This window comes from Streptomyces cinerochromogenes (assembly GCF_014648635.1).
Taxonomy (GTDB): Bacteria; Actinomycetota; Actinomycetes; order Streptomycetales; family Streptomycetaceae; genus Streptomyces; species Streptomyces cinerochromogenes.
In genome coordinates this window covers 182,025-197,929 of the sequence record NZ_BMRM01000017.1, presented here as the reverse complement: position 1 = coordinate 197,929, position 15,905 = coordinate 182,025, and the positions used below count along the sequence as shown (strand labels likewise).

General features: G+C 75.2%; 11 protein-coding genes. 4 read left to right on the top strand and 7 right to left on the bottom strand.

The genetic code is table 11. The features are described 5' to 3' along the window. The first annotated feature begins 59 nt into the window (after positions 1-59). On the top strand, positions 60-1,217 hold the full coding sequence (locus tag IEZ20_RS29640; protein WP_189304323.1) for a D-alanine--D-alanine ligase family protein: 1,158 nt from the start codon (positions 60-62) through the stop codon (positions 1,215-1,217). Positions 1,218-1,341: 124 nt separating this feature from the next. On the opposite strand, the gene IEZ20_RS29635 is transcribed toward IEZ20_RS29640, so the two are convergent. Then, complete coding sequence (locus IEZ20_RS29635; RefSeq protein ID WP_189304321.1) at positions 1,342-1,860, bottom strand: DUF3515 domain-containing protein; 519 nt, start codon at positions 1,858-1,860, stop codon at positions 1,342-1,344. A 20-nt stretch (positions 1,861-1,880) separates the two neighbouring features. Continuing rightward, positions 1,881-2,114 carry an Lrp/AsnC family transcriptional regulator gene (locus IEZ20_RS29630; RefSeq protein WP_189304319.1) on the bottom strand — a complete coding sequence of 78 codons (234 nt, stop codon included), beginning with the start codon at positions 2,112-2,114 and terminating at the stop codon, positions 1,881-1,883. A 293-nt stretch (positions 2,115-2,407) separates the two neighbouring features. Here IEZ20_RS29630 and IEZ20_RS29625 point away from each other — a divergent pair, with 293 nt between their 5' ends. Then, positions 2,408-3,373, top strand: a complete 966-nt coding sequence (locus tag IEZ20_RS29625) for a thiamine-phosphate kinase (RefSeq protein ID WP_030649164.1) — start codon at positions 2,408-2,410, stop codon at positions 3,371-3,373. Next, positions 3,370-4,179, top strand: a complete 810-nt coding sequence (thiD, locus tag IEZ20_RS29620; protein WP_189304317.1) for a bifunctional hydroxymethylpyrimidine kinase/phosphomethylpyrimidine kinase — start codon at positions 3,370-3,372, stop codon at positions 4,177-4,179. The genes IEZ20_RS29625 and thiD overlap by 4 nt, the downstream gene beginning before the upstream one ends. Before the next feature lie 33 nt (positions 4,180-4,212). On the opposite strand, the gene IEZ20_RS29615 is transcribed toward thiD, so the two are convergent. The 3 genes from IEZ20_RS29615 to rpmB form a co-directional block, all read right to left on the bottom strand. Further along, positions 4,213-5,415, bottom strand: a complete 1,203-nt coding sequence (locus IEZ20_RS29615; RefSeq protein ID WP_189304315.1) for an FAD-dependent monooxygenase — start codon at positions 5,413-5,415, stop codon at positions 4,213-4,215. A gap of 35 nt (positions 5,416-5,450) precedes the next feature. Beyond that, complete coding sequence (locus IEZ20_RS29610) at positions 5,451-8,516, bottom strand: ATP-binding protein (RefSeq protein ID WP_189304313.1); 3,066 nt, start codon at positions 8,514-8,516, stop codon at positions 5,451-5,453. Between the two features lie 182 nt (positions 8,517-8,698). Continuing rightward, positions 8,699-8,884 carry a 50S ribosomal protein L28 gene (rpmB, locus tag IEZ20_RS29605; RefSeq protein WP_003993230.1) on the bottom strand — a complete coding sequence of 62 codons (186 nt, stop codon included), beginning with the start codon at positions 8,882-8,884 and terminating at the stop codon, positions 8,699-8,701. A gap of 258 nt (positions 8,885-9,142) precedes the next feature. Here rpmB and fakA point away from each other — a divergent pair, with 258 nt between their 5' ends. Further along, on the top strand, positions 9,143-10,969 hold the full coding sequence (fakA, locus tag IEZ20_RS29600) for a DAK2 domain-containing protein (RefSeq protein ID WP_189304311.1): 1,827 nt from the start codon (positions 9,143-9,145) through the stop codon (positions 10,967-10,969). Between the two features lie 70 nt (positions 10,970-11,039). Here fakA and IEZ20_RS29595 read toward each other — a convergent pair whose 3' ends face one another. Both IEZ20_RS29595 and IEZ20_RS29590 read right to left on the bottom strand, forming a co-directional pair. Continuing rightward, a complete protein-coding gene (locus IEZ20_RS29595) occupies positions 11,040-14,003 on the bottom strand; it encodes a tetratricopeptide repeat protein (RefSeq protein WP_189304309.1) in 2,964 nt (987 codons plus the stop codon). Then, positions 14,000-15,841: an HSP90 family protein gene (locus tag IEZ20_RS29590; RefSeq protein WP_189304307.1), complete on the bottom strand. Its 1,842-nt coding sequence runs from the start codon at positions 15,839-15,841 to the stop codon at positions 14,000-14,002. Before IEZ20_RS29590 ends, IEZ20_RS29595 begins: the two co-directional genes overlap by 4 nt. Between the last annotated feature and the right edge of the window lie 64 nt (positions 15,842-15,905).

The window sequence follows — 15,905 nt, the reverse complement described above, 5'->3', positions numbered from 1 at the left end:
GTCACCGCCGCCGAGCGGGCGCTGACTCGGGGAATACCAACGGGTACTCTCAACCCGATATGAGCACCGAGAACCTTCCCCAGAGCCCTGAGCAGCCGTCGCGCAAGCCGCGCGTCGCCGTCGTGTTCGGCGGCCGCAGCTCCGAACACGGGATCTCCGTGGTCACCGCCGGCGCCGTCCTCAAGGCCATCGACCGGACGAAGTACGACGTCCTGCCGATCGGCATCACCGCGGACGGCCGCTGGGCGCTGACGGCCGACGAGCCGGAGCGGATGGCCATCACCGACCGCCGTACCCCCAGCGTGGAGGAGCTGGCGGAGTCGCACGAGGGCGGCGTGGTGCTCCCCGTCGACCCCGCGAACCGCGAGGTCGTCTACAGCGAGCCCGGCTCCGTGCCCAAGGCGCTCGGCGAGGTCGACGTGGTCTTCCCGGTGCTCCACGGCCCCTACGGCGAGGACGGCACCCTCCAGGGCCTGCTGGAGCTGTCCGGTGTCCCGTACGTCGGCTCGGGTGTACTCGCCTCGGCCGTCGGCCAGGACAAGGAGTACATGAAGCGGGTGTTCACCTCCTTCGGGCTCAAGGTCGGCCCGTACCTGGTGATCCGGCCCCGCGAGTGGGCGCAGGACGAGTCCGCCGCCCGCAGGAGGATCATCGACTTCGCCGGTGAGCACGGCTGGCCGCTGTTCGTGAAGCCCGCGCGCGCGGGTTCGTCCATCGGCATCACCAAGGTCGACGACCTGTCCGCTCTCGACGAGGCGATCGCCGAGGCGCAGGCGCACGACCCGAAGATCCTCATCGAGGCGGCCGTACGGGGCCGTGAGATCGAGTGCGGCGTCCTGGAGTTCGAGGACGGCCCGCGCGCCTCCGTCCCGGCCGAGATCCCGCCGCCGGACGCGCACGCGTACTACGACTTCGAGGCCAAGTACATCGACTCCACGCCCGGTGTCGTCCCGGCCCCGCTCACCGAGGAGCAGACCGCCGAGGTGCGCCGGCTCGCGGTCAAGGCGTTCGACGCGGCCTCCTGCGAGGGCCTGGTCCGCGCGGACTTCTTCCTCACCGAGGACGGCGAGTTCGTGATCAACGAGATCAACACCATGCCCGGCTTCACGCCGATCTCGATGTACCCGAAGATGTGGCAGGAGACCGGGATCAGCTACCCGGAGCTGGTGGACCGCCTGGTGCAGGCGGCACTGCGCCGCCCGACCGGGCTGCGCTAGCCGCTCGGTCCCCTCCTGGCGTGCGCGCCGGGCGGCGGCCCCCGCAGGACGGCCGGTACGCACGTGCCGGCCGGTCGTGGCCGGTCGCGTGGTTCCCCGCGCCCCCCCGGGCGCGGTCGCACCCTCAGTGCCTCATGGAGGCCATTCCCTCCGGGACCGCCTTCTTGACGGCCGGCGCCAGGTCCATCAGCACCTGGGCGCTGTCGTCCGACCCGGACAGCTCCTTCGGCAGGGTCACCTGCACGTACGCCCGACGCTCGGACGTGGTGAACCGCCACGTCCCGTCGTCCTCCTTCTCCATCAGCCACTCCACCCCGTTGACCCCGCCGCCGATCGCGTCCGGGTCCTGGCCCAGGGCCACCTTGGGGTCGACCATCTTCGGCGGCCGGACGATGCCGCAGCGCAGTATGATCGCCGGGCTTCCCCAGCCCGCCGTGTAGGCGGACCGGGGTTCGGGGTCCTGGCGGCTTCGCCCGTCCACCTTCCGTGGCAGCACCTTGTCCAGCTCACGGCAGAACGGGGCGGTCTTCGCGTCGGGGGTGGGGGCCGCGACGCTGCCGTCGTCCGCGGTGGAGCAGCCCGCGACGGCGATGAGCAGGGCGGGCGCGAACAGGCCGAGAGGCCGGTGACGGAGGAAGTTCACCGGCCCAGCGTAGACGGGGGCTACAGATGGACGACCGGACAGGTCAGGGTGCGCGTGATGCCGTCCACCTGCTGGACCTTCGCGACCACCATGCGGCCGAGTTCGTCGACGGTGTCGGCCTGGGCGCGCACGATCACGTCGTACGGTCCCGTCACGTCCTCCGCCTGGATCACTCCAGGGATCTTGCGGATCGTCTCGGCGACGGTCGACGCCTTGCCGACCTCCGTCTGAATCAGGATGTACGCCTGTACCACGGAACCTCCAGGGCGGCCACGAGGATCATGTGGGGGAAAGGAACGCCACGGTATCGCGTCGCCGCTCCCCGCGGGGAGACCTGCGGGAACCGGGCTTGCGCGCCAGGGTGCGGGCACGACGGACATTGACGGTCACCCGGACCGTACCGACCGTCGTCGACGACCGTACCGACGGTCATCGCCGACCGGGCCGGCGGTCACTCGGGACCGCGACTTACGGTCCTCTCGACCGTATCGGGGACACTGATGACGCGCGACCGGTGCAGGGCACGGCACAGAAGGGGCTTGAGGCAATGAAGGGCACAGTGGGTGAGCTAGGTGAGTTCGGGCTCATCAGGGAGCTGACCTCCCGTCTCACCACCACCCCGGCGGTCCGGGTCGGCCCCGGCGACGACGCCGCGGTGGTGGCCGCCCCCGACCGCCGGGTGGTGGCCAGCACCGACATCCTGCTGGAGGGCCGGCACTTCCGCCGCGACTGGTCCACGGCCTACGACGTCGGCCGCAAGGCCGCCGCGCAGAACCTCGCCGACATCGCCGCCATGGGCGCCGTGCCCACCGCGCTGCTGCTCGGCCTGGTCGTCCCGGCCGAGCTGCCGGTCACCTGGCCCACCGAGCTGATGGACGGACTGCGCGACGAGTGCCAGGTCGCCGGCGCCTCCGTGGTCGGCGGGGACGTCGTACGCGGCGATACGATCATGGTGTCGATCACCGCGCTCGGCGACCTGCGCAACCAGGAGCCCGTCACGCGCGCCGGTGCCCAGCCCGGCGACCTCGTGGCCGTCACCGGCTGGCTGGGCTGGTCCGCGGCCGGGTACGCGGTGCTCGCCCGCGGTTTCCGCTCGCCGCGCGCCTTCGTGGAGGCCCACCGGCGCCCCGAGCCGCCGTACCACGCGGGCCCGGCCGCCGCCGCGCTCGGCGCCACCGCGATGTGCGACGTCAGCGACGGCCTGATCGCCGACCTCGGGCACATCGCCGAGGCCAGCAAGGTCCGCATCGACATCCGCTCCGGCGCGATCGACATCCCCACGCAGATGAACGACATCGGGCAGGCCGTCGGCGTGGATCCGCTCCAGTGGGTGCTGACCGGCGGAGAGGACCACGCGATCGTGGCCACCTTCCCGCCGGACGCCAAGCTCCCGGCCCGGTGGAAGGTCATCGGCGAGGTCCTCAACCCCTCCGCGCTGCCCCAGGTGACGGTCGACGGGGCGCCCTGGACCAGCAAGGGCGGCTGGGACCACTTCGGGGACATCGAGTCATGAGCACCTCCGCGGCGCCGCCCAGGGTGCTCACGGTGGCCGGCTCGGACTCCGGCGGCGGCGCCGGAATCCAGGCCGACCTGAAGACGATGCTCGCGCTCGGCGTGCACGGCATGAGCGTGCTCACCGCGGTGACCGCGCAGAACTCCCTGGGCGTGCAGGGCGCCTGGGAGCTGCCGGTGGAGGCGGTGCGGGCGCAGTACCGCAGCGTCGTGGACGACATCGGCGTCCAGGCCGTGAAGACCGGCATGCTCGCCTCCGCCGAACTGGTCGAGGCGGTCGCCGAGTTGATCTCCGGCACGGACGCGCCGGCCGTGGTCGACCCGGTCGGCGTCTCCAAGCACGGCGACCCGCTGCTGGCCGCCTCCGCGCTGGACTCCGTCCGCACGAAACTGCTCCCGGCCGCCACCGTCGCCACGCCGAACCTGGACGAGGTCGCCCAACTCACCGGCGTCCGCGTCCGGTCGGAGGACGATCTGCGACGGGCCGCCGCGGCCGTGCTGGAGTTCGGTCCGCGGTGGGTGCTGATCAAGGGCGGCCACCTGGCGGGCGACGCCGTGGACCTGCTCACCGACGGCACCGAGGAGCATCTGCTCCGGGCGCCCCGCCACGACAACCGGCACACCCACGGCACCGGCTGCACCCTCGCCTCCGCGATCGCCTGCGGCCTGGCCGGGGGGCGGTCCGTGCCGGAGGCGGTCGCGGCGGCCAAGGAGTACGTCACCGGCGCCATCGCCGCCGGGTTCGCCCTGGGCGCGGGGATCGGGCCCGTGGACCACGGCTGGGCGCTGGGGCGGGACACCCGCTGACCGGGGCCGTCTTCCGGCGGCGTCGGCCGGGGATCAGACCGGGTACTTCCCGAGGTCGACGGCGGTCGCCGCCTTCTCCGTCATCCGCTTGAAGAACCCCGCCAGCATCCGGGAGCCGAGCAGCCGGTACATCCGGTCCCGGTTGCGGATGCGCCGCTCGGTGGCCGGAGCGAAGAACGGTCCCGCGTTGCCGGAGATCTTCTGGCAGCCCTTGGCGAAGTCCCGGATCCGGCTCTCGTAGGCCGGCAGCGCCACCCGGTGGTCGCCGCCCGCCAGGGCCAGTTCACCGGCGAGGACGTGGGCGGCGACGATCGCCACGCCCGTGCCCATGCCGCCCATCGTCGCCCCGTACCCGGCGTCCCCGAGCAGCGCCACCCGCCCCCGGGTGAGACGGTCGATGTGGATCTGCGCGATGGCGTCGAAGTACAGGTCGTCCGTCTCCGCGAGCCCCTCCAGCACGGCCGGTGTCTCCCAGCCCATCCCGGCGAACCGCTCGGTGAGGATCCGCTTCTGCGCCGCGACGTCCCGGCGGTCGTACGCCAGCCGCCCGGACCGGAACACCAGCAGCGCGCCGGCCCGCTCCGGGTCGCCGTCGTAGTTGTTGAGGCCGACACAGCGGCCGGGCTCGCTGTACAGCAGGCCGGTGCGGTTCAGGCCCAGGTGGTTGGGGAGGCTGAAGCCGGCCACGTAGTGGTCGAGGAAGCGCAGGTAGCGGGACTCGTCCCCGAACACCAGGCGGCGGGTGTTCGAGTGCAGGCCGTCGGCGCCGACGACGAGGTCGAAGCGGCGGGGCGCACCCCGCTCGAACGCGACCTCCACGCCCCGCGGGGTGTCGGTCAGCGCCGTGACGGAGTCGCCGAAGACGTACTCCGCCGAGTCCTTCGTCCGCTCGTACATGATCCGCGCGAGGTCGCCGCGGAAGATCTCCACGTCGCCGCTCATCATCTCCGCGGGCAGGTCCACCCGAGGGGTGCCGTCGGCGGCGACGACGCTCTGCGGGCCCATGCGGGTCTGGTGGGCGTGGACGTCGTCCCAGATGCCCATCGCGGTGAGCACCGTACGGTGCACGTGCCCCCGGAAGTCGACCGCGAAGCCGCCGGCGCGCAGGGCGGGCGCCTTCTCCACGACCGTGACCCGGGCGCCGTAGCGGGCCAGGTTCAGGGCGAGGGCGGGGCCGGCGACGCTGGCGCCGGAGATGAGGACGGACAGGTGGCCGAGGTCGTGTGTCTTCGTCATGCCGGCCACGCTCGCGGACGCCGCTTACCGTCCGCCTACCGTTCGCTGACCGCCGCCGACCGCAGCCCGTGGCCCCGCTCGTAGGCCGTGGCGTACGCCTCGGCCGACAGGTACGCGCGCGTGTGCTCCGTCGTCCGCGCGACGTCCGGGTCCCCGTGCAGGGGCGCGCCGCGCAGGGCGGCGGCGGCGCCGAGGAGTTCGGCCGCCCGCTCCGGCCGCGGGGCGGCGGCCGCGAGGGCGTACGCGACGTCGGCGAGCAGGAGCGGGTCGGGCGGGTCCAGGGCCTGCGCGCGGGCCTGGGCGAGCCAGTCCCCGGCGGTGTCCGGGTCGCCCTCGGCGAGGGACGCGCGTCCCAGACCGACGAGGATGCGGGCCGTCTCCCCGACGCTGAACCAGGTGGCCGCGCACGCCTCCAGGGCGTTCTCGTAGTGCACGCGCGCGCGTGCCGCGTCCCCGGCCAGCCGGGCCACGTCCCCCAGGCCGCGCAGCGCCCCGGCCACCTTGTCCGTCGCCCCGGCGGTACGGGCCAGCTCACCGGAGCGCGTGAAGTGCGCGGCGGCCTCCCGCGACGCCCCCTGGGCCAGCAGCACCACCGCCCGGCTGCGCAGCAGGTCGGCGGTCTCCTCCGGCGCGTCCAGCTCGCGGACGTGCACCAGACCCTCGTCCAGCAGGGCCAGCGCCCGCGCGTACTCAGCCCGGCCGTACGCGAAACCGCCCAGCGGATCGAGGCAGTTGGCCATGCCCCAGCGGTCCCCCGTTTCCCGGAAACCCTTCCACGCGCGCGTGAAGCCCGTCTCCGCGGCCGCCGCGCGCCCGGCGAGCAGGTCCTGGTAGGCGAGGCCCAGGTCCAGCAGGGCGAGGCCCCACGGCTCCCGGTCCAACTGCACGCGCACGCGTGTGTCCACGTTCAACCGGGGGCCGCCCGTGAGGGACCACAGGATCACCGTGAACGGCAGCCGCAGCGGACCGTCCAGCGAGGCCATCAGGGCGCCCGCGCGTGCGGTCAGTCCGGCGTCCTCCGGGTCGTCGCCCCGCCCGGAGACCGCGTTCATCACGCACAGCGCGTACTCCTCGGCCAGACCGGGAGGCGGCTCGGCCCCGGCCGCCGCGAGCAGCGCACGGGCGCCGGGCACACGGTCGCCGTGCAGGCCGCGCAGCCGCCGGAACCAGGTCAGCGCGGCCGTCAGCCGCAGCGCGTCCCGCGGCGCGGTCTCCGTCAGGCACCGCAGGGCCGCGTCCAGGTTCTCCTGCTCGGCCGCCAGCCGCTCCAGCCAGGGCAGCTGGTCACCGCCGCGCAGCAGCGGCTCCGCCTGCTCGGCCAGCCGCAGGAAGTACGCGGCGTGGGCGGCCCGCAGCTCCCGCGGCTCCCGGGGGCCGGTGAGGGCCTCGGCGGCGAAGGCGCGGATCGTCTCCAGCATCCGGTAGCGCCCGTCGGACACCTCCAGGAAGGACTTCTCCACCAGGGACGCCAGCGGGTCCTCCGGGTACGGCACCCCGCACACCGCCGCCACGGCGTCCAGGGTGGCCCCGCCCGCGAACACGGTCAGCCTGCTCGCCAGGTCCCGCTCCTGCGCGTCCAGCAGCTCCCAGCTCCACTCCACCACCGCGCGCAGCGTGCGGTGCCGGGGAGCCTTGGCGCGGTCCCCGCGCGCGAGCAGCCGGAACCGGTCGTGCAGCCGGTCCGCCAGCTCGTCCACGGAGAGCGTACGCAGCCGGGCCGCCGCCAGCTCGATCGCCAGCGGCAGCCCGTCCAGCGCCCGGCAGATCTCCGGCACGCGCGCGTGGCCGTCGAAATCGGGCCGCACCGCCCGCGCCCGGTCCAGCAGCAGCCGCACGGCCGGCTCCACGGGCAGCGGCGGCACCGGCACCAGCACCTCGCCCGTGACGCCCAGCGACTCCCGGCTGGTCGCCAGCACGCGCACGTCCGGGCAGGCGCCCAGGAGCAGCGCGACCGTACGCGCGGCGGCCTCGACCAGGTGCTCGCAGTTGTCGAGCACCAGCAGCACCTCACGGTCCGCCAGCGCCTCCAGCAACCGGTCCAGGGCGTCCGTGGCCGGACTCCGGAACCCGTCCCGCACCCCCAGCGCCGCCAGCACCGCGTACGGGATCCGCGAACCGTCGGCGACCGGCGCCAGCTCGACCAGACAGACGTCCGGGACGGCACCCGGGCGGGGCCCGGTGCGGGCGTGGACCGCGACAGAGCCGGTGCGGGCGCGGGCCGCCTCCAGGGCCAGGCGGGTCTTGCCGACGCCGCCGGGGCCGGTCAGGGTGACCAGGCGGGAGTCGGACAGGGCGCGGTCGATCCGGGCCAGTTCCGCCTCGTGGCCCACGAACCGGGTCAGCTGGGCCGGCAGCCGGGGCCGGGCCGGGGGCTCGGTGCCGTCCCGGAGCAGATCGAGGTGGAGCGCGGACAGCTCCGGCGAGGGGTCCGCGCCCAGCTCGTCGGCGAGCGTGCGCCGCGCGTCCTCGAACACCGCCAGCGCCTCGGCGGGCCGCCCGGCCGCGTACAGGGCCCGCATCAGCTGCCCGTACAGCCGCTCGTCCAGCGGGTGCCCCCGGAGCAGCGCCCGCAGCTCGGGCACCAGCTCCGGGCCGCCCCCGGCCCCCAGTTCGGCCTCGATCCGGTCCTGGACGACGGTCAGCCGCTGCTCCTCCAGCCGGGCCCGGTCGGCGTGCGCGTCCGGCAGGTCGGGCAGCGCCGGCCCCCGCCACAGCGCGAGGGCGTCGCGCAGGAGGGCTGCCGCCCGCGGATGGTCGCCGGCGGTGAGCGCCGTACGGCCCTCGGCGGCCAGCCGAGCGAAACGGTGGGCGTCGACCGCGTCAGGGGCGACGGCGAGCACGTATCCGGCGGGGACGGCGTCGACGCCGGCGTGCGGCGCGAGCCGCCGGCGCAGGCGGGAGATCTGCGACTGCAGCGCGCTCACGGCCCCGGCGGGCGGCTCGACGCCGTACAGGCCGTCGAGGAGCCGCTCCACCGGCACGGGGCGGCCGGCGTCGAGCAGCAGCAGCGTGAGCAGGGCCCGGGGCCGGGGCCCGCCGGGGTCGAGCGGGGTGCCGTCGTCGGTGTGGATCTCGACCGGGCCCAGGATGCCGAAGCGCATTCCGTGGATTCTGGCAGGCCACGGCCGGTCATGGGTACGGCCGTGAGCACGGCCCGCGGGCTACGCCGTGGGTACGGCCCGCGGGAACGGTCCGTGGGTACGGCAAAAAGCCGGCCCACCCGGAGGTGGACCGGCTCAGTGCAGCGAACCAGCAGGCAGTGGCCGCGCGCTCAGCTGAAGCGTCAGCGCGAGACCTTGCCGGCCTTGATGCACGAGGTGCAAGCGTTCACGCGCTTCGGCGTCCCGCCGACCACAGTACGCACACGCTGGATGTTCGGGTTCCAGCGACGGGACGTACGGCGGTGCGAGTGCGAGATGTTGTTGCCGAAGCCCGGCCCCTTGCCGCAGACGTCGCAGTTGGCAGCCACGGGTCACTCCAAAGACTTCAGATGCACTTACGGTTAATCCCGGCATGCCGGGATCGAGATCCTAAGACCTGAGATCTTGAGTGGCGTTGCCAGGGGGAATGGCCCGATCGGATCGGGCAACCGGAGCAGCATACAACGGCTGCGTCCGTACAACGAAACTACCATGGCAGATCGGGCCCCCGCCCCGGCCCTCTTCCGGAGTACACCGGTCCGGGGTCTACGCTGCGTCCCACGTACGGCCGGCTCAGGGAGGCGCAGGTGGCGCAGGTGCCGCAGACATTCTTCGATGCTCTCGCGGTGCGCACCTGGTGCGGTCTGGCGCTCCGGGCACTGGGCCGGGCCCGTGAGGAGATCGACGCGATCAACGTCTATCCGGTGGCCGACGGCGACACCGGGACCAATCTCTATCTGACCGTGGAGTCGGCGGCGACGGCCGTGGAGGCGGTGTTCGCCGGGCACGGCACCGGTGCCGGCGAGCCCGCCCTGGCCGACGCCGTGCGGGCCATGGCCCACGGGGCGCTGATCGGGGCCCGGGGCAACTCCGGGACGATCCTCGCGCAACTGCTGCGCGGCATGGCCCAGGTGCTCGCGGATGCCGGTGACTCCCCTCACACCGACGGTTCGGCGCTGCGGCTGGCCCTGCGCCGGGCCGCGGACTCCGCCCGGCAGGCCGTGGCCCACCCCGTCGAGGGCACGGTGCTCACGGTCGCCTCGGCCGCCGCCGACGCCGCCGAGGGGGCCGAGGGCGACTGCGGGACGGTCGCCCGGGCCGCCTACGAGGGCGCGCTGGCGGCGCTGGCCGCGACCCCGGGCCAGCTGGCCGTGCTGGAGCGGGCCGGCGTGGTCGACGCGGGCGGCCGGGGGCTGGTGGCGGTCCTGGGGGCGCTGGTGGAGGCGTTCACGGGGGAGGCGGCGCGCGAGGCTCCGCTGCGTGCCCTCCACGCGCGCGTGGAGGCGCCCGACGCGCACGCGCGCGACGAGGCAGCCGGGACAGGCGCGGGGACGGGCGAAGGGACGCGCGGAGAGACGGGCAAGGGGACGGGCATAGCGGCGGACGAAGAGACGGGCCCGGAGACGGCCGTGGACACGGGCATCGGGACGGCCGTGGACACGGGGATGGGGACGGTCGTGGAGACGGCCCCGGAATGTCCGACCGACGCCGGCGGCCCCGCCTTCGAGGTGATCTACCTCCTGGAGGCCGAGGACGCGGCCGTGGCCCGGCTGCGGGCGCGGCTCGACGCCCTCGGGGACTCCCTCGTCGTGGTCGGCGGCGACGGGCTGTGGAACGTCCATGTGCACGTGGACGACGCGGGCGCCGCCGTGGAGGCGGGTGTGGAGGCGGGGCGGCCGTACCGGATCCGGATCACCCACTTCGGGCTCGGCGACGTGCACACCGGGCGCGAGCGCCCGCCGCGCGAGCGTGCCCAGCGCGCGGTCGTCGCCGTCGTACCGGGCGAGGGACTGGCCGGGCTGTACACCGAGGCGGGCGCGACCACCGTCCTCGCGCGCCCCGGGGAGCCGCCCGCCAGCGGGGAGCTGGTGCAGGCGGTACGGCGCGCCCACGCGCGCGAGGTCGTGCTGCTGCCCAACGACGCCGACCTGCACCACACGGCCGCCGCCGCGGCCGAGCAGGCCCGCACCGAGGGCATTCGCGTCGCCCTGATCCCGACCCGCTCGGCGGTCCAGGGCATCGCCGCGCTCGCGGTGCACGAGCCGGAGCGCCGGTTCGACGAGGACGTGGTCCGGATGACCTCGGCGGCGGGCGCCACCCGCTACGCCGAGGTCGTCGTCGCCGAGCACGAGTCCTGGACCACCGCCGGCATCTGCCAGGCCGGGGACGTGCTCGGCCTGATCGACGGCGACGTCGCGGTGATCGGCGCGGACGTCACCGCCACCGCCCGGACCGTCCTGGACCGCATGCTCCAGGCCGGCGGCGAACTGGTCACGCTCGTCGTCGGCGACGAGGCGCCCGGGGCCGTCGCCGGGCACCTGGAGACCCATGTACGGGAGTCGTACCTGGCGGTGGACACGGTCGCCTACCGCGGCGGGCGGCAGGGCGCGCTGCTGCTCATCGGCGTGGAGTGAGGCGACCGCCGCCCAGTCGCGTGGGAGCGGCGCCTGCGCCGCTCGGTCGCGGCGAGGGAGTGACCGCCGGTCAGTCCCGCTCGGCGTCCTCCCCTTCCCGCGCCGCCTCCAGCATCTGCGCGGCCTCCTCCCGGCGGGCCAGCACGGTCTCGTCGCCGTCGTCCGCGCCCTCGTAGGCCGCGAGCACCGCACGCGCGCGTGCCGCCGCCCCCGCCGGACGGCCCAGGTCGGCCTCCAGCCAGCCCGCGCCCAGTTCGGCGCCGGTACGGCTGTGCAGCCCGGCCGCGCCGAGCCCGGCGAACACCGCCACGGCCCGGGTCATCTGCTCCAGCGCCGCCTCGAACGCGGCCCGGATCGCCGCGTCCTCGGCCTCCTCGGACGCCGAGCGGGCCAGCAGCTCCGCGTACTGCCGGTGGGTGCCGCCGAGTTCCTCGGCCAGTTCCTCCCGGTCCGCCCCCTCGGCCGCCGCCAGCGCCGACGCGCACTCCCGTATCGCCTCCGCCATCAGCGCCCGGGCGTCCGCCGCACCGGACTCCCCGCCCAGCGCCAGCCAGGCCCGGGCGCGCAGCGAGCGGACCAGGAACGGGGCGTTGCCGAGCGCCCGCCACAGCTCGCCCGCGCGCGCGTAGGCCCGGTCCGCCTCCGCCGCCAGCCCCGCGTTGCCCAGCGACTCGGCGGCGAGGTGGGCGAGCGTGGCGTGGTCCTGCTGCTCGGGCCAGTGCCGGGCCAGGTCGGCCGCCTTGAGCCGCTCCTCGGCGGCGGCCCGGTGCTCGCCCAGCTCGCCCAGGCAGTCCCCGAGCCACCAGTGCGCCTGTACGACCACCCCGTCCCCGTGCGTCTCGGCGCTCAGGTCGGCGAGCGCGGACTCCAGCACCTCGGCGGCCTCCGCGTACCGGCCCCGGCGCAGCAGGAAGCCGCCCAGCTGCTGCCGCGCCCAGGCGCCCAGCGTGCCGCTCTCCCCGGCCTCGTCGGCCCAGTGCGCGGCCTGGAGCGCGTGCTCGGCCGCCTCGCCGGGCGCGTCCCGGCCGCCGAGCACCTCCGCCAGCTGGAGGTGCAGCTGGGCCCGCCCCACCGGCTCCACGTACGGGCCGCCGTGCTCCAGGGCCGCCCGCAGCGCCTGCTCGGCCCCGGCCAGGTCACCGGCCTGGTGGGCGAGGGCGGCGACCTGCACCTCGTACTCCACCGCGAACCAGGGCAGCCCGGCCGCCACGTACGCGTCGGCGGAGCACCGGAACAGCTCCGCCGCCCGCTCCGCGTCCCCGGTGAGCGCGGCCAGCTCGGCGAGCATCGCCCGTGCCTCGGCGGCCCGTGCCGCCAGCCGTACGTCGTCCCCGCCGCACCCCTCGACGAGCGCCGGCACCTCCCGCACGGCCGCCTCGGCCTCGGCGACGGCCCGCACGGCGTCCTGACCGCCGCCCGCGGCCGCCTCGTGCACCCGCCGCATCAGCACCCGCGCCCGGCTCATCACCACCGACGCCGTCTGCCGCACCCCGGTGCCCTCGTCGGCGTACAGCGCGAGCACCTCGTCGTACAGCTCCGTGACCGCGGCGAGGGCCGCGTCCACCTCGCCCGCCAGCGCGCGGATGTACGCCGCACGCGCGCGTGCGGCCAGCGCCTCGCCGGGGTCGCCGGCCTCCGCGTACAAGTCAGCCGCCCGCTCGAACAGGGGGAGGCCCTCCGGACCGCGGGCCATCGCCTCGTGGTCGGCGATCTCCGCGCGGTCGCGCGGTTCCAGGCCGGCACCGTCCCCGGCGGCCCGCGCGACCGCCGCCCACGCCTGAAGGGCGTGCGGCCGCAGGGTCTGCGACAGCCGCCGCGCCTCCGCGAGCAGGGCGGGCAGGTCGGGCAGGCCGGGCTCGCCCGGGACGTCCGGGACGTCCGCCACCGGGGCCGCGGCCGGCGCGGGCGCCGGCGCGGGGCGCACCGTACGCACGCCCAGCGGCAGCCGCTCCTCCAGCGGGCGCTGGGCCATCCGCGCCCGGATCCGGTCGCCCACGGCGGACGTGCCGTTGCGGCGGTCGAACCGCTCGGCCAGGTCCGTCGCCTCCGCGCGCGCGTGCGCGGCGAGTTCCCGCGCGGTCCAGGTCCGCCCGGCCGGCCCCGGCACCCGCTGCGCGCCCAGGCCCAGCTCGATCAGCCGGTCCATGAGCAGCGCCACCACGGCCAGGAAGTCCAGCCGGCTGCGCGGATGCCCGGTGTCCGTGAAGTACGCCGGCCGCTCCGCCAGCAGCTCCAGACCGCGCGCCTCGTTCCCGGTCAGCGCGCAGAACTCCACGTGGTCGGCGTACGCGCCCCGCATGCTCTCCATGGACCGCACCAGCCGGAAGCCGCGCAGGTGGTGGGCCCGCGCCTCCTCCAGGCGGCCGAGGCGCAGCAGCGGGGCCAGCGAGGAGGCGAGCACCGTGTGCGGCTCGTGCGCGCAGGTGAACTCGCCCTCCAGCACCGGACGCCACAGCTGGAGCGCCTCCGCGTCCCGCCCGCACCGCACCTGCCAGACGCCCTGCCCGTGCAGCTCGCAGGCGTGGCAGTCGGCCATCGCGTCCCGGTCGGCGGCCAGCCACGCGGCGTACGCCCGCTCCGCGCGCGCGAGGTCCCCGATGTGCGCGGCCACACTGAACTCGGCGCTGCGCACGGCCCGTTCCGAGTGGCCCGCGAGCCGGTAGCGGTGCTCCATCTCGCCGAGCCACTTCTCGATCGAGGCCAGCGGGATGTGCGGCTGGTCCAGCATGCCCGCCGACATCCACTTGAAGACCCAGTGCAGCGAGTGCGTCTCGTACTCGTCGAAGTCCTCCGGCCGTTCGTCCCACATGCGCAGCAGCCGCGCGAACGGGACGAACATCCTGTCCTTCTCGCTGCTGTAGTTGTAGACCTTCAGCTGGTGCCCGAGCGCCTCGATCACGGCCAGCGGGATGTTCAGCTTCTCGGCCTCGGCGAGCAGCTGTTCCGCGCGCGCGTTGCGGGCCGGGCCCTCCGGTTCCTCGGCGTTCTCCGCGAGCGCCCGGCGCAGCGCGTCGAAGTCGGTGATCTCGCTCATCGTCCGTCCCCCTCCCCGTGGGTCGCCCATGCGAGCAGCCCGATGAACGCCCGGTTGAGCAGCGCCGAGTCGGCCGGGCGCAGCGGGCGCTGCGCCATCAGCAGGGCCTGCCCGTACAGTGACTCGGTCGCCGTGCCGATCAGCTCCGGATCGCGGAGCGCGCCGATCCGCCGGACCAGCGGGTTGAGGTGGTTGAGCACCAGACGCGCGCGCGGGGCGCTGCCGCGCAGCGAGCCCAGGATGCCCGCCCACAGGTCGTCGGCCTGCTCCTCGGCCGCCGCCCGGGCCTGCTCGTGCCGGGCGGCCCGGTCGTCCAGGTGCAGCGCGGGCACGGACAGCGGGTGGAAGGCCCGCAGGACGACGTCACAGCCCAGCGGGTCGAGCCGGTCCCGCGCGGCGGCCAGGAAACCGGCCAGCGCCAGCTCCTCGCCCGGGTCGACCGCGTCCAGGTGCGCGGTCACGGTGTCCGCGTCCAGCTCGGCCACGACCGTGCCCGGCCGCACCCGCGGCAGCGCCTCGACCAGCTCGCTGTCGTAGGTGTAGCCGCCGTTGACCACCCCGACGCCCTGCGCCGAGGCGATCGGCGCGACCTGCCGGTACTCCTCGACCGTCCGCGTGAAGTGCACCACCGGGTGCCGTCGCGCGAACTCCTCCAGGGACAGCTGCCCGTCGGTCGTCTCGAACGGCAGCCACGGCAGCATCGTGCGCAGCATCTCCGGGTCGTGCCGGGCCAGGGACTTCACGCCCAGATGGTGCACGGCGAGAAAGGCCGACAGGCGCTCCGGGTCACCGGCCGCGAGCCCGGTCAGCCAGGACCGGATCCTCTGTCCGAGGGCGTCCCGTACGGCGGCGAGGGTCTCGTCCTCGTACAGCGACTCGCGCGAGGCGGTGGGCCGCAGGCTGTCGGTGTCCAGGACGCAGCGCACGAAGAACGCCCAGTCCGGCAGCAGCTGTTCGGCCCGCTCGGTGAGCAGCATGCCCTTCAGGTGCACCCGGTGGGTCGCCCGCTGGGCCGGGCTGACCGCCGACGGCAGCACGTACGCCACCCCGCGGACCCCGGCCAGCGGCACGTCCAGGTCGATCGAGTCCAGCGGGGCGAAACCGAACAGCTCCTGGCAGTGCCGGGCCAGCGCCACCCGCCGGCCGGAGGGACTCGGGTAGGTGCGGTCCCAGGGGGCGGGCAGGTCGGTGACCGGTTCGCCGCCGACCCGGACGTCGTACGGCAGCAGCGAGCCGAAGTCCCGGGCCAGCTCGCGGACCCGCTCCGGCGCCAGCCATTCGGCCGAGCCGGCCCGCGCCGTCAGGTACACGGTCGTACCCGGCTCGGGCCGCTCGGCGTCGGGGAGGGTGCGCACGGTGTACGAGCCGTCGTCGCGCGCCGTCCACTCCACCGGCGGGGCCTTCGGTGTACGGGCGCTGCGGCTGACCACCCGGATCCGCTCGGCGACCACGAAGCAGGCCAGCAGCCCGATGCCGAACTGGCCGAGGAAGTCCGCCCGGGCCTCCTGCAGGCCCTCGGCCCGCTTGGAGCTGCGGCCGATGGTCGCCAGCAGGCTGTGCACGTCCGGCTCGGTGAGCCCGATGCCGGTGTCCTCCACCCGCAGGGCGCCGTCCGCCGCGTGCAGCCGGATCCGCGCCGGGGCGTCCGGCTCGACGGCCCGCCGGGCGGTGACGGCGTCCACGGCGTTCTGCAGCAGCTCGCGCAGGTAGACCCGGGGACTGGAGTAGAGGTGATGGGAGAGCAGGTCCACCAGACCGCGCAGGTCGACCTGGAAAGTGTGAGGTGGATGGGGTGACCGGGATGCCTGGGATGCCTGAGAGGTCTGGGAGGAGTCCATCGTCACTGCGCCGGAGGGGGGAGTGCGCGGCGCGGGGTCGGGCGGTCCCGGCGGGGCGGTGACC

Excerpts from the sequence above, each read along its gene's own strand:
- IEZ20_RS29640 (WP_189304323.1), top strand. The coding sequence starts at position 60 with ATGAGCACCGAGAACCTTCCCCAGAGCCCTGAGCAGCCGTCGCGCAAG.
- IEZ20_RS29625 (WP_030649164.1), top strand. The coding sequence starts at position 2,408 with ATGAAGGGCACAGTGGGTGAGCTAGGTGAGTTCGGGCTCATCAGGGAG.
- thiD (WP_189304317.1), top strand. The coding sequence starts at position 3,370 with ATGAGCACCTCCGCGGCGCCGCCCAGGGTGCTCACGGTGGCCGGCTCG.
- IEZ20_RS29615 (WP_189304315.1), bottom strand. The coding sequence starts at position 5,415 with ATGACGAAGACACACGACCTCGGCCACCTGTCCGTCCTCATCTCCGGC.
- IEZ20_RS29610 (WP_189304313.1), bottom strand. The coding sequence starts at position 8,516 with ATGCGCTTCGGCATCCTGGGCCCGGTCGAGATCCACACCGACGACGGC.
- IEZ20_RS29595 (WP_189304309.1), bottom strand. The coding sequence starts at position 14,003 with ATGAGCGAGATCACCGACTTCGACGCGCTGCGCCGGGCGCTCGCGGAG.
- IEZ20_RS29590 (WP_189304307.1), bottom strand. The coding sequence starts at position 15,841 with ATGGACTCCTCCCAGACCTCTCAGGCATCCCAGGCATCCCGGTCACCC.